The sequence below is a fragment of the Candidatus Jettenia sp. AMX1 genome (genome assembly GCF_030263775.1).
Taxonomy (GTDB): domain Bacteria; phylum Planctomycetota; class Brocadiia; order Brocadiales; family Brocadiaceae; genus Jettenia; species Jettenia caeni.
The window spans coordinates 1-13,123 of sequence record NZ_SZPP01000072.1 but is presented as its reverse complement, the minus strand read 5'-3'; the positions used below and the strand labels follow the sequence as shown (position 1 = coordinate 13,123).

The 13,123-nt window shown below is 39.7% G+C and carries 11 protein-coding genes, 1 pseudogene and 1 riboswitch; of the genes and pseudogenes, 11 read left to right on the top strand and 1 reads right to left on the bottom strand.

The genetic code is table 11. From position 1 onward, the window contains the following. A pseudogene (locus FBQ94_RS16595) lies at positions 1 to 128 on the bottom strand (IS5-like element ISJca1 family transposase); the annotation flags it as partial. A 713-nt stretch (positions 129 to 841) separates the two neighbouring features. Between FBQ94_RS16595 and FBQ94_RS16590 the strand changes: the two are divergent. The 11 genes from FBQ94_RS16590 to phoU all read left to right on the top strand — a co-directional run bounded on the left by FBQ94_RS16590 (position 842) and on the right by phoU (position 12,482). Further along, on the top strand, positions 842 to 1,300 hold the full coding sequence (locus tag FBQ94_RS16590) for a phosphate-starvation-inducible PsiE family protein (RefSeq protein WP_007220317.1): 459 nt from the start codon (positions 842 to 844) through the stop codon (positions 1,298 to 1,300). Between the two features lie 85 nt (positions 1,301 to 1,385). Beyond that, a complete protein-coding gene (locus FBQ94_RS16585; RefSeq protein ID WP_040543178.1) occupies positions 1,386 to 1,634 on the top strand; it encodes a hypothetical protein in 249 nt (82 codons plus the stop codon). Between the two features lie 65 nt (positions 1,635 to 1,699). Next, positions 1,700 to 2,512 carry a sensor histidine kinase gene (locus tag FBQ94_RS16580; RefSeq protein ID WP_007220315.1) on the top strand — a complete coding sequence of 271 codons (813 nt, stop codon included), beginning with the start codon at positions 1,700 to 1,702 and terminating at the stop codon, positions 2,510 to 2,512. Positions 2,513 to 2,673: 161 nt separating this feature from the next. Beyond that, a complete protein-coding gene (locus FBQ94_RS16575) occupies positions 2,674 to 3,453 on the top strand; it encodes an EAL domain-containing protein (protein ID WP_007220314.1) in 780 nt (259 codons plus the stop codon). 593 nt (positions 3,454 to 4,046) lie between these two features. Further along, positions 4,047 to 5,426 (top strand): porin, encoded by a 1,380-nt coding sequence (locus FBQ94_RS16570; RefSeq protein ID WP_007220313.1) that lies wholly within the window; start codon positions 4,047 to 4,049, stop codon positions 5,424 to 5,426. A 46-nt stretch (positions 5,427 to 5,472) separates the two neighbouring features. After that, positions 5,473 to 6,009 carry a hypothetical protein gene (locus FBQ94_RS16565; RefSeq protein ID WP_007220312.1) on the top strand — a complete coding sequence of 179 codons (537 nt, stop codon included), beginning with the start codon at positions 5,473 to 5,475 and terminating at the stop codon, positions 6,007 to 6,009. Between the two features lie 73 nt (positions 6,010 to 6,082). Beyond that, positions 6,083 to 7,057 carry a PstS family phosphate ABC transporter substrate-binding protein gene (locus FBQ94_RS16560; RefSeq protein WP_007220311.1) on the top strand — a complete coding sequence of 325 codons (975 nt, stop codon included), beginning with the start codon at positions 6,083 to 6,085 and terminating at the stop codon, positions 7,055 to 7,057. A 7-nt stretch (positions 7,058 to 7,064) separates the two neighbouring features. Further along, positions 7,065 to 9,323, top strand: coding sequence for an ABC transporter permease subunit (locus FBQ94_RS16555; RefSeq protein ID WP_007220310.1), 2,259 nt, complete (start codon positions 7,065 to 7,067; stop codon positions 9,321 to 9,323). Beyond that, positions 9,320 to 10,918 carry a phosphate ABC transporter permease PstA gene (gene pstA, locus FBQ94_RS16550; RefSeq protein ID WP_007220309.1) on the top strand — a complete coding sequence of 533 codons (1,599 nt, stop codon included), beginning with the start codon at positions 9,320 to 9,322 and terminating at the stop codon, positions 10,916 to 10,918. The genes FBQ94_RS16555 and pstA overlap by 4 nt, the downstream gene beginning before the upstream one ends. A gap of 77 nt (positions 10,919 to 10,995) precedes the next feature. Beyond that, the gene (gene pstB / locus FBQ94_RS16545; RefSeq protein WP_007220308.1) at positions 10,996 to 11,760 is read left to right on the top strand and encodes a phosphate ABC transporter ATP-binding protein PstB; all 765 of its coding nucleotides are present in this window, start codon (positions 10,996 to 10,998) and stop codon (positions 11,758 to 11,760) included. Positions 11,761 to 11,816: 56 nt separating this feature from the next. Next, on the top strand, positions 11,817 to 12,482 hold the full coding sequence (gene phoU / locus FBQ94_RS16540; RefSeq protein ID WP_007220307.1) for a phosphate signaling complex protein PhoU: 666 nt from the start codon (positions 11,817 to 11,819) through the stop codon (positions 12,480 to 12,482). Positions 12,483 to 12,570: 88 nt separating this feature from the next. Next, a riboswitch (cyclic di-GMP riboswitch) is annotated at positions 12,571 to 12,720 on the top strand. Positions 12,721 to 13,123: the final 403 nt, after the last annotated feature.

Sequence of the window (13,123 nt, the reverse complement as noted above, 5' to 3'; positions counted from 1 at the left end):
ATCGTCTCATCTCGGACATGTGGCTCTGTACTGCAGTTGCCATGCTGCCATATCTTTGCATCCTTCCTCGGAGGAATAAGTATTCTGAGAATCCCTCTTTTCTTACAGCCCTCATAGACCTTCCTCTGGCCCGTAAGGATGTTAGGGATAAGGCCTGTCCAAAAAGGCAGTATCGTGCATTGGACAGGGAAGAAGAGCCTGAAGCAACAGAATCCCCCCTTTAAAAACGGGGGAAATGTGGTTATTTCTTTCGTTCAGGAAAGAGGAATGGGGATAAACAATCCCGGTAGTTTCCCTTTGATAATGCCTCCCCAATCCCCCTTTTCGAAAGAGGGATCAAAGGGGGATTCCTTCTCCTTTACTTTGGTATTCAGCTTGTCCCCAAGGAATTTAAAAGGAACCTTTTCGGACAACTTCCAGGTCTGCTTGCACTTTATTTTGAGTAATTACAATACATCTAAAATCCGAAATAGTATTATGGAGAATTTTCTTTAATCATGGCATGTTGGTGCTAAGAGTTTGGCCTCTTTAAATGGGTATGATGATCTTCTTGTGCTGTTATGCATAACGAGAATCTTTACCGTTAAATATTCTCCAAATAGAAAATATGTGTAATTATTTTTACATTTAACACAAAATTAACAGTTTCTTAATATTTACTTAATATATAAGGTCTATAATTCTTTTCTGATTTGCATGGTTAACTCCATATAGGTTTCTGGTAAGGGTAACCAAGCCTTGATGGATGGGAAACAGAGGGTGCTGATGATTATAGATAATAATGTAGGTTATAAAATTTTACTTAAGATTGGGTAATTACTATTTTGGGGGGTATTGTCATATGAAATTAGAAGTTTTGAACGGCTTCCTTAAAAATAGATGGATGGAATTTAGCCCATCGATGCTTTATGAGAAGCTGGCGAGGTGGGTGCTCAGTCTGTTAATCCTTGCTATCCTTTCGTGTATGTTGGGTGGTGTTATTATAACCATCTTTCATTTACGACTGTTGTTTACCATGGATATAGAGCATGCTTTGCGGATTATCATTATCGATGTACTTACCATACTTGCCGTTCTTGAGATATTTAAAACAACCCTTGCCTATTTTTCCGAGGGGCGGGTAAAGGTAACGTATATTATCGACACCGTAATTGTCGTAATGCTTACAGAAGTCATGGCATGCTGGTTCAGAGAATTTGATCTCTATAAGATGGGTATGATAACCTTTCTTGTTCTTACCTTGTGTATCATGAGGATTTTTACGGTTAAATATTCACCCAGTCTAAAACACCCATATTAAATTTAACACAAAATTAACAAGTTCTTAACATTCCCTTAATATTTAAAGTTTATAATATCTGTGTATAAGGGTGGTAAATAGCGTAATGAGTAACAACGGCACTGTTTTTTTAAAAAGAAAGGTGGTAAGAATTATGTTTTTCATGATGAGTATTATCCTTGGATTACTTGGATTTGTTTTTCTTGCGTCATTGTTTGCTATGTTTCAGCTAAACAAACTAAGAGAAGAGGAAGAAGGGGTATTGTTCGAAAAGTATCAATCACGTGAATCTGTACAGTACGATATCAACGATATCCTGGAAATGATGGAGCTAGCGGAATATTCATTAGCGTAGTCCAAAAGAAAATTTGAAGGAGAAAAAAATATTGGTGTTTTGTTTTTAGGCAAAAGGAGTTTCTTATGGCTAAAAATCGAATAGTAAATGTAAAAAGTAATATCGTCAGTATACTCAGTAATTTCCGAAAAGTTACCGAAAAAGAAGTTCTGCAGACAGAATATTTGCGTATGGAAAGTATGGTGTCTTTAGGAGAACTGGCTACAAGTATGGCCCACGAGATTAACAATTCTGTTACTGGTATTGTAAATTGTTCTCAACTATTGGTTAATAAAAGTGTTAAAGGGAGTAAAGAAAACGATATTGCCAATCGAATTACCAAAGAAGGCAACCGCATAGCCCATCTTGTTAATAATCTTCTTTCTTTATCCAGACCCGGTGATAGAAAAGAAGAGAAATATGGTATTAACATGTATGAAATGCTTTCTGATACACTTATTCTGATACATGCACAACTGAAAAAAGAAGGTATTATATTAAACCTGACTATTCCTGCGGGACTTCCTGAAATACTTATAAATCCTCACCAAATTCAGCAAGTCTTCTTGAACATCCTGAGTAATGCACGATATGCCTTGAATCAAAAATACCCAGAAGCCCATGAGAATAAAATTCTTGAGATCTTGGCTGAAGAAATAATGATAGATGATTGTCCCTTCGTAAAAGTTATCTTTTACGACCATGGTACAGGTATTCCTGCTCATATAATAAATAAAGTAACGAGTCCATTTTTTACAACCAAACCTAAAGGTAAAGGTACGGGATTGGGTTTAAGTATTAGCAACGAAATTATTATTGAACATGGTGGTAAACTTAAGATTGATAGTGCCGAGGGGGAATTTACCAAAATTATTATAATTTTACCGGTACTCAGGTAGGATCTTTCCTTGTAAATTTTAAATAAAATGGATTCTTGATAAAAACAGATGATCTTTGCATCAAGGTCGTATTATCCCTCAGAATTGAATTAAAGGGTTAAAGATATAAGACCTCAGTGAATAAACAATGAATGCCTATTAAGAGAAAAGGAACGTGGCATATGATATCCGAAATTACACTCATATCAGGGATAGATCCAAAATCAAAAATCATGAATAGATTTGAAGAGGAATTTAAGAAAATTCTCAATAATAAATTAATCTCCACCAAATTTCAGCCTATTGTTTGTCTTACAACAGGAGATATTGTAGGCTATGAGGCCTTAAGCAGAGGGCCTGAGACAAGCATATTCGAGAATCCACTATATCTATTTGATGTTGCAGAAAAATTGAAATTATTAGAAAACCTGGACATGCTCTGCAGAGAAAAAGCTATTTTTCACGCTAACAAGTTATCCTTAAATACAAAAGTTACGAAATTATTTATCAATATAGACGCAGCTTGTTTAACGTATACAAACCATAACAAGGGAGAGACAAAATCTCTTATTGAAAAATTCGGATTTAAAATTGACAATATAGTCCTTGAGATTACAGAAAGAACCCTTATAAGGGATTCGAATCTATTTTATCAGACATTAGCCTATTATCAAATGCAAGGTTTTTCAATAGCCATAGACGACCTTGGCTCTGGAAATACTGGCTTAAAACATATCTCCGAAGCAAATCCTCAGATAGTTAAAATTGACAAATCTCTGGTAGAGAACATCAATAAATCTTTTAAAAAACAAGCTGTTTTTAAAATGATTGTAGATATGTGCCATAAGGTCTTTCATTCGACTGTTGTGGCCGAAGGGATAGAGACCGTTGATGAGTTAATAACCGTTAAAGAACTAGGAGTAGATTGGGGTCAAGGGTACATTTTTAGTAAGCCATTTTAATAACTGCTTTTATATGGATGGATTTATACAATCTGCAGCGCTAGGCCATTTTATATGTATGTTAATGTGTTTATGAAATGACAAGAGGAAGCAATGGATTTACTTTAGTAATGATGCCTAAATTATTTACCCTTCAAATTAATACAAAATTAACAATTCCTTAACATTTCCTTAATATTCGCAATGTAGAATGTTTTCATGATTTGCATGATTAACCTCGTGTGAATCTCCGGTAAAGGACAACCGGACCCCTTGGGGGAGAGGGATTCCTCCTCCTCTCCCCCAGTTTATTGTGTTCAGCAGTAAAAAATTTTTTCTTTTAATACATGCGATTTTGCGCGTTGTTCAAAATGATATTTTATTATTCTTCATTCTCAAGAATTTTGATTTCTTATCATGGCTTTCTTGTAAGAGGAATAGTTTCGTGGTAACTATGTTGCGCTATGTGCATAGGAATTTCATTCTGTAAGGCAATCCTTTCAGGTTGCCTGGCAAGGCTAAAGCCGTGCCCTATGTCTCACTGTTTTTCTCATGAGCGCTGCCAAAGGCAGCTTAATTTGAGTAGATAAGGTATTTTAGAAAAGGAGGTAGAAATGCGTTGGAAATGGTATACAGGTGTTTTATCATCTGCAATGGTATTATGGAGTACGTATGCAGTTAACATGCCACAAGGTACGTTTGCCCAGGAAACAGAACAGGCTGAGGAGATATCCGGAAGCGAGCGTGATTATTTACAATGGCAGTTGAAACAGATGGAGGAGTCAATGCAAAGGCAGCAGGAGCAGATACAGGCATTAAAAAACCGTATGGAGACGGTCAGCCCGGCGCCTGCGCCCATTACCAAGGAGGAGATTAAACATGAGATTGAAGATTATATGTCTACAACCGAAGCCAGGGAAAAAATGGCACTTGGCATGCCCGGACTCACGCCGGTATACACTCCTGATGATGAGAAATATGCGTTAAGTATCAAATCACGAGAAGGAGATTATACATTAAATGCAGGGGGTAGGTTGCAATTCCGATATACATTTAAGGATAGAGATGAAGATTTTGGGAAAAACGATACAAACAATATCGATGTTCGTAGGGCAAGGGTTTATTTTGGTGGTAATATCTACAGCAAACTCATCCATTACTATGTCGAGTTAGATGGAGATAGTTTTAATGTTGATATAAGAGATTTTTATGTATATTTTACTCCTTTTGAAGAATTAAATGCCAAGATCGGGTACTTTAAGGTGCCATTTAACAGGCAAAGGGTTTCATCATCTTCAAAACTTCTCTTACAAGACAGATCCATTGCCAGTGAGTTTTTTGATCAGGATAGAGATTATGGGTTTGATATTTACGGGAAGCCCTTTGATGGACACGTGGAATACCATGCCGCGGTATTTAATGGGGCTGGAGAAGATCCTGCAGAAAGGGGTACAGACGATAATATCGATAACGAACTTATGTATGTCCTCGGTGTAAGATATAACCCATTTGGAAAGTATGACTATTACGATGAAACCGATGTAAAATATTCCGAGAAAGTAAAGGCAACCATCGGGGCTGCTGTAGTTTTTAATCCTAAGTTGCAAGATGAAAAATTAGAAGCTACTGATGGCGTTGCCGGGGTTGTAGATCTTGGTGTTAAATACAAGGGTATATCGTGGAATAATGAATACTACATGATGTCTCAAGATCCAGAAGACAATGATGGTTCAATAGATTCAGATGGATTCTTTACCCAGGTTGGTTATTTCGTATTGCCGAAAAGGCTGGAGGTTGCAGCCCGTTACTCCCAGCTTGACCCTAATGATGATGTTTCAAATGATACGGGGAGAGAGTATGCTTTGGGTATAAACTATTATTTCCGTGCCCATCGTTCAAAGATACAGTCAGATTTTAGTCATTATGTAACCGAGGGAGAAGATCAGGACCAACAGGAGAATAGGTTCAGGATACAGTATCAAATTATCTTCTAATGGTTAATAAGTTTTTCCCTTTAAAATTAAAGGAGATATAAAAGGTATGGGGAAATTTAATGGAAAGATTACCCGTTTTGCTTTCATGATAAGTATTACTGGCATCACGCTTTGTACCATCCCACAGACGGCCAGGTGTCAGGCTGTAACTGCAAGCGATGAAACAGTAAAAGAAGGTACCTATCAAGAAGTTAGCAAGGATGGAAGACTCTACATATTTGTTTCGTCTAAACGAAAGGAGGAGTTTGAGAAAACGGGTGAGTTAGGGAAAGGTATCATCAAGATCGGATACGGACCGAATGGTGAAACAGTTGTCTTTGATTCAGAAGAGGCTGTGATTGAGTACGAATCTCGTCTTGTGAAAGAGCTACTCGGAAAGACCAATATCAAAGCTTATAAAGAATTTAAGATTGATGGCAGGCTGTACGTTTTTACATCGCCTGCACGAAAGGCAGAGTTTGAAAAAACAGGAGAAATGGGCAAAAGTATTGTCAAGATAGGGTACGGGCCAAATGGCGAAACCGCCGTCTTCGATTCAGATGAGGCAGTAAAGGAGTATGATAAACGTCATTCCAAAAAATAAGTCGACTTCTCGAATTAATTTGAGTAATATAGTGTTCAAATATGCTAATGAAAATGAAAGGAGAGATAGGTATATGGTAAAGAAGGCATGGGTGTTCATGGCAATTTTTAGCTTTAGTTTAACGAGCATAACTATTGCCAGTGAGGCTGTTGAGGTTGATGCAAACATAAAACCTTATGCTAAGGTCGGTGGGGTTTCAGGAAATCTGAACAGTATAGGTTCTGATACCATGAATAACCTCATGACCTACTGGGCCGAGGGGTTTAACCAGGTATATCCGAATGTAAAGATCCAGATAGAGGGTAAGGGTTCTACCACTGCACCACCTGCTCTTATCTCGGGAACAGCTCAGATAGCGCCGATGAGTAGAGCAATGAAACCTACCGAGATCGATGCCTTTGAGAAGAAATATGGTTATAAGCCCACCGTAATAAGGACAGCATTGGATGCCCTGGCAATATATGTAAATAAGGATAACCCTCTTAAAGGTTTAAGTTTACCTCAGGTGGACGCTATTTTTTCAAAAACCAGGAAAGGCAAGTATAAAGAAGACATTAAAACATGGGGACAGCTTGGTTTAGCAGGAGAATGGTCAACCCGGCCGATGAGTCTCTATGGTCGTAATTCTGCCTCGGGTACCTATGGTTATTTCAAGGAACATGCCCTTTATAAGGGCGACTTCAAAGATTCTGTAAAAGAGCAGCCAGGTTCTGCCTCTGTCGTACAGGGTGTAACCGAGGACCGATATGCTATCGGTTACAGTGGCATTGGTTACAAGACTTCCGGTATACGTACGGTACCCCTTTCATTTAAAGAAGGAGAACCCTATAAAGAGGCTGAAATGGAAAATGTAATGAACGGTTCTTATCCACTGGCAAGGTTTCTCTATGTATATATTAATAAGAAGCCAGGTCAACCCCTTGACCCGCTCGTCAGAGAATTTATAAAATTTATTCTAAGCAGGGCGGGGCAGGAAGTCGTTGTAAAAGATGGATATATTCCTATACCAGCTTTAGTTGTTAAAGATGAACTGAAAAAGTTAGAATAATACAGGCATGGGGCATTTAAGAAAAAGAAGACTCACTGATAAGGCCGCCCGCTGGGTAATTACATTCGGTGGCGCAGCTACCATTTTTGCTGTGCTCGCCCTATTTGTATTTCTGTTTGTCGAGGTTTATCCGCTTCTTAAAGGTGCTAAGGTCTTAAAAGAAAAGACCTTTCCTCTGAACGGCAATACCGTTTCCCTTGGAATAAATGAACATCAGGAACTTGCCTATGCAGTTTCTCACGATGGTACTATAGCGTTTATCTCTTTATCAGATGGTAGCATTTTAAATAAATACCTTATCTCAGGGCTTAAAGACTCTACGATAACGTCAGTTGATAAGGATGATAATCGCCTTGTTCTGGGAACGAATGATGGAAGAATCTTAACCGTCTCTATTACCTTTTCTGAATCCTTTGATAACGAAAAAAGGGTTATTATTCCCGAAGTATCTGAAGAAGAACCCGTACAAATTGATGACCAGCAGAAAACGCTCAGGAATATTACATCCAGTAGTGATGATAGTACAACGGCTACCGTAGTCTCTACAGAAGATGGCAGATTATTGCTGAAATCCATAGAGGAAGTGAGCACCCTGTTTGATACAGGGGAAAAAAAGGAAATTAAGCTGGATATCACTGGTCTCGTAAAGCAATGTCAACCAAAGAGAATACATGCGGCATATAATAACTCAAGACTCTATCCTCCAGGCCTGGAGAATGGAGTCGATATAACTTCTCTAGCCCTTGATCATTTTATGGAAAACCTCTATATCGGGACATCCTTGGGCGAGTTATTCCATATAAATATAAGCGACAAAGAAAATCCTTCTTTGCAGCAAAAGGTAAAGGTATCTGATAAGGCAATAACTACCCTGGGGTTTTTGTTTGGAGATATTTCACTTGCAGTTGGTGATTATAAAGGTGGTGTAAATATCTGGATGCAGGTAAGGGATGAAACATCACCATCAGGATGGGTGCTTAAGAAAATACACACCCTTAAATCTCATGACGCCCCTGTTACAGCATTTGCGCCCTCTCTGCGAGATAAGGGTTTTGTGACTTCGGCAGCGAATGGAACCATCTATCTCAACCATGCAACTTCCGAACAAAATGTATTAATCTTTAAGGTGCCAGCTACCCCTACAGCCCTTACTTTTTCACCCAAGGCAGACGGTATTCTGGCAGCAAGTTCAAACAATAATTTGTTCCAATGGATTATTTCAAATCCACATCCGGAGATTACCCTGAAAACCCTATTTGGCAAGGTGTGGTATGAAGGGTATGAGAAACCGGAGTTTGTTTGGCAATCTACCGGGGGGACTGATGATTTTGAACCGAAACTCAGTCTTGTCCCCTTGATTTTTGGCACTATTAAAGGTACTGTATACTCCATGATCATCGCTGTGCCTATTGGAATCTTTGCTGCGCTCTACACCTCCCAATTTCTTCACAAATCCCTCAAGATAATAAAGCCCGTTATTGAACTGATGGCAGCGCTTCCCAGCGTTATTCTTGGATTTCTTGCCGGATTGTGGTTAGCGCCATTAATAGAGAGGGTATTTCCTGCAATAGTTATTATGCCGTTATTCATCATACTCTCCATTGCCTTGGCTTTGTATCTTTGGAGGTGTTTACCCTCATGGATAAAGGGTAAATACCGATATGGGGCAGAAGCCCTGTTCCTGATACCGTTTATTATCGGGGCTATCTATGTGTCAATCCAGCTCAATAGCGTTTCTGAATCAGTTCTTTTCGGAGGAGATTACCGGCAATGGCTTTTACATATTTTGGGTCTGAACTATGACCAGAGAAATGCCCTTATTGTAGGCTTCGCAATGGGATTTGCCGTAATTCCTCTTATTTTCACCATATCTGAAGATGCCATGAGCAATGTTCCTAATAATCTTACATCGGCCTCACTGGCACTCGGAGCAACTACCTGGCATACAGCCGTTAGGGTCGTGCTTCCAACTGCAAGTCCGGGAATTTTTTCAGCAGTTATGATTGGTTTTGGAAGGGCAGTAGGCGAGACGATGATTGTGCTTATGGCAACAGGTAATACCCCTATTATGGGTTGGAATTTATTTAATGGGTTTAGGGCGCTTGCCGCAAATATTGCAGTTGAGATGCCGGAAGCGCCTGTCGGCGGAACACTTTACCGTGTGCTCTTTTTGGCAGCTCTGCTTCTTTTTGTAACAACCTTTATTGTAAATACATTTGCAGAAACGGTAAGGCAGAAAATGAAGCGAAGGTATAGTAAGTTATGAAGAAATTCTTGAGAACGGGTAATCCTTATATCTGGCTGACTGCATGCGCTCTGACTATCAGTATGTTAATGGTTGGCGGTTTGGTTGTGCTCATTATGATGAAGGGGCTTGGTATATTCTGGCCCCATACAATTGTTAAATTCACGCTTCAGGATGGTACGGTGGTTTTGGGTGAGATTGAAAAAGAAGAGCCCATCCCGCAAAAAAAAGGCATGTATCGGACAAAATTAAAGGTCGGTAACAGAGATGTTTACGGTATGGACTTCAGATGGATCGATAATACGGATATTGTATCCCGTGAATATCCCTTATATGCTTTAACTTTTGAGAGGCGTGAATGGGGTAATATGTACGGTTTTTTAAAAGGACTGAAACAGGATGGCGATATTCAGCCTCTGAATCTCGAAGAGTTGGCACCGCTTCGGGAAGAAAGTAAGGCGCTTTTGAAGAGGATACGGTATATTGAGAGAAAAGTGATTGGCAAGATAAATTATCAGATGGAAAAATATCGCCTTGCATTGAAGCGCCTGATGATGCAGCAGTATTCGGTAAAGGCACAAGAGGATATAGAAGAGGTAAAGGACAAGGTGGAAAATCTCGAAAAGACCTACAGGGAAAAAGAAGATATACTTGCCGGGCTGTATGCTCAGGCGAAAGAAAAAGAAATTATCGTGCTTTTTGCTGATGGTAAAGAGAAGAGTATGCCTGTTTTTAATATTATCAGGGTCTACGCCCCGAACGAAATGGGAGTTTTTGCTAAAATTGGTTTTTACCTGATGAAGCTCTGGGAATTTGTATCAACCGAACCACGGGAGGCAAATACCGAGGGGGGGATATTCCCTGCTATTTTTGGGACGGTTATGATGGTGTTCATTATGAGCATTGCGGTTGTCCCGTTTGGTGTATTGACAGCAGTATATCTCAGGGAATACGCCGATGATAATATTGTTGCACGGCTCATCAGGATATCAGTGAGTAACCTTGCAGGTGTTCCATCCATTGTATTCGGGGTTTTTGGTCTCGGTTTTTTCATCTACTTTGTGGGTGGAAATATCGATAAGGTATTTTTCTCGGAATCCTTGCCAGCCCCTACCTTTGGAACCGGTGGTATTTTATGGGCATCCCTTACTCTGGCGCTTCTGACGGTGCCGGTAGTTGTTGTGGCAACGGAAGAAGGGTTATCTTCTGTACCAAAATCCGTAAGGGAAGGTTCTTATGCGCTAGGTGCTACAAAATTTGAAACCTTATGGAAGGTCGTAATTCCTCAGGCAACCCCCGGGATACTTACCGGTACCATTCTCGCTATGGCAAGGGCTGCGGGTGAGGTTGCACCCTTAATGCTCACGGGAGTTGTGAAGTTAGCGCCCTCTCTTCCGGTAGATCTGTATTTTCCCTATATCCATTTTGAAAGAAAGTTTATGCATTTAGGCTTCCATATATATGATGTTGGATTTCAGTCTCCCAATGTAGAGGCGGCCATCCCCATGGTCTATACCACAACACTTGTTTTACTTTTCATCGTACTTGTCTTGAATCTTACTGCTATAGTAATGAGGAACAAGCTGAGAAAGCGGTACAGAACAACGGCTTTATAAAAGTATGATAGGTAAAAGCGATACATTGACCTGAGGCGTATAGTACGGAGAACTATTACGGAAAAAAAGAAAAAAGCATGATAGTCCCTGACCCGATAGTTAATATTATAGACCTGATTCTTTATTATGGCAAAATTAAGGCGCTGGAAGGGATACATCTTGATATTGCAAAAAAAAAGATAACTTCCTTTATTGGACCATCCGGCTGTGGAAAATCTACCTTGATCAGATGTTTGAACCGTATGAACGATCTCGTAGAGGGTGTAAAAATAGAAGGAACCGTTAAAATAGATGGAGAGGATATTTATGCCCCTGCTGTAGACGTCACAGAATTGAGAAGGAGAGTTGGGATGGTGTTCCAAAAACCAAATCCATTCCCAAAAAGTATCTACGAGAATGTCGTATACGGACCACGGGTGCAGGGCATTCACAAAAGAAGTGCTCTGGATGAAATTTGTGAGAAGGCATTGAAAAAGGCTGCGCTTTGGGATGAGGTAAAAGATAGACTTCGTGTAAGCGCCCTTGATCTTTCCGGAGGTCAGCAGCAGCGGATTTGTATTGCCAGGGCAATAGCTGTAGAGCCTGAGATCATACTTCTTGATGAACCCTGTTCAGCCCTTGACCCTATTGCTACCGCAAAAATAGAGGATATGCTGGTCGAACTAAAAACAGATTATACCGTTATTATTGTTACCCACAATATGCAGCAGGCAGCCAGGATATCTGAATTTACTGGTTTCTTTATGCATGGAGAGCTCGTAGAGTTTGATGTTACAACGGAAATATTCACAAACCCACATGAAAAACAAACGGAGGATTATATTACGGGAAGATTTGGGTAAGTGTCAAAACAGTTATTATGGAAGTACGCAGATATAATTTGAAATAAGGGGAAGGTATGACAAGAGATGTTTATCACAAGGCGTTACAGAATCTACAGGATGAAGTGCTGGCGATGGGAAAGATGGTATCGATTGCTATACAAAAATCTGTTGAGTCGCTTCAAAAGAGAGATAAACAAGCCGCTAAAGAAATTATAGCAAGCGACATTTATATAAATAAAAAACGGTTTGAGATTGAAGAAAAGTGTATTTTCCTTATTGCTACACAGCAGCCTATGGCTGTCGATTTAAGAACGCTGACTTCTATATTAAGCATAGTAACAGACCTTGAGCGCATGGGCGATCATGCAGAGGGAATCGCGAAAATAAATTTATTAATAGGCGATGAACCTTTAGTAAAGCCCCTGATTGATATCCCAAGAATGGCTGAATTAGGATTATCCATGCTCGATAAATGTCTCAAGGCATTTGTCAGCAGAGATATAGAAGCGGCGAGGTTTATCTGTAATGAAGATGATAAGGTAGATGCCCTTCATGATCAGATTTACCGGGAACTCCTGCTTCTGATGATACAAAATCCGAGGATAATCCACGGAGCCACATACTTAACCTGGGTTTCGCACAATTTGGAACGTATTGCAGACAGGGTAACCAATATTGCGGAGAGGATTGTATTTATGGTTACAGGAAAGATGGAAGAGCTCAATGTATCAAAGTATTAGTTTTATAATCTACCATCTCAAATTATTTGAACCATTAATATTTTAAATTATTCATTGACATAAAATACCGTTCAGGAATAGAATGCCTTTACGATAAAGGCAAACCCTGAGTGATCAGGGGGCGCAAAGTAAAGGATCTTGTAACAGTGAAAAGTATTCGTGAACAGTGTCAGTTATACATAACAGACACTTACACTTATAAGTGACACGATAGAAATAAGACAGCCTTACTGCCGAAGATGCTTTTAAGAAATATCTTTACAGTAAGGCTTTTTTATTTTTAACAAACAGGGAGAGAAAGTAGCTTGCCGGTAATTTAAAGAGAAACGCTCCTACCCATTGTTCTCTCATTCAGTATTTCCATGAATCATACAAGAGACTGCCTTTTTTGGCAGGAGAAGCGTAAAATCTTACGGTCTCTCCCCAATAAAAAGGCAGAGCCGATGCAGGGCAAGGCTTTAGCCCATATGCATCAAGCTATGTAGTGGCAAGGCTAAAGCCTCGCCCTACGGTTTCATAAAAAACAAAAGTTGCCGAAGGCCTATTTTAATGCTTAGGAAATTCAAACAAAGAGTTCCTCCCCCTTGATGGGGGAGGTTAGGTGGGGGTGAAGGAAAAGGACAACCACCCTCCCCTAACCC

Bases quoted from the DNA above. Each gene is read 5' to 3' on its own strand.
- FBQ94_RS16590 (WP_007220317.1), top strand. From the start codon at position 842: ATGAAATTAGAAGTTTTGAACGGCTTCCTTAAAAATAGATGGATGGAA.
- FBQ94_RS16585 (WP_040543178.1), top strand. From the start codon at position 1,386: ATGAGTAACAACGGCACTGTTTTTTTAAAAAGAAAGGTGGTAAGAATT.
- FBQ94_RS16580 (WP_007220315.1), top strand. From the start codon at position 1,700: ATGGCTAAAAATCGAATAGTAAATGTAAAAAGTAATATCGTCAGTATA.
- FBQ94_RS16575 (WP_007220314.1), top strand. From the start codon at position 2,674: ATGATATCCGAAATTACACTCATATCAGGGATAGATCCAAAATCAAAA.
- FBQ94_RS16570 (WP_007220313.1), top strand. From the start codon at position 4,047: ATGCGTTGGAAATGGTATACAGGTGTTTTATCATCTGCAATGGTATTA.
- FBQ94_RS16565 (WP_007220312.1), top strand. From the start codon at position 5,473: ATGGGGAAATTTAATGGAAAGATTACCCGTTTTGCTTTCATGATAAGT.
- FBQ94_RS16560 (WP_007220311.1), top strand. From the start codon at position 6,083: ATGGTAAAGAAGGCATGGGTGTTCATGGCAATTTTTAGCTTTAGTTTA.
- FBQ94_RS16555 (WP_007220310.1), top strand. From the start codon at position 7,065: ATGGGGCATTTAAGAAAAAGAAGACTCACTGATAAGGCCGCCCGCTGG.
- pstA (WP_007220309.1), top strand. From the start codon at position 9,320: ATGAAGAAATTCTTGAGAACGGGTAATCCTTATATCTGGCTGACTGCA.
- pstB (WP_007220308.1), top strand. From the start codon at position 10,996: ATGATAGTCCCTGACCCGATAGTTAATATTATAGACCTGATTCTTTAT.
- phoU (WP_007220307.1), top strand. From the start codon at position 11,817: ATGACAAGAGATGTTTATCACAAGGCGTTACAGAATCTACAGGATGAA.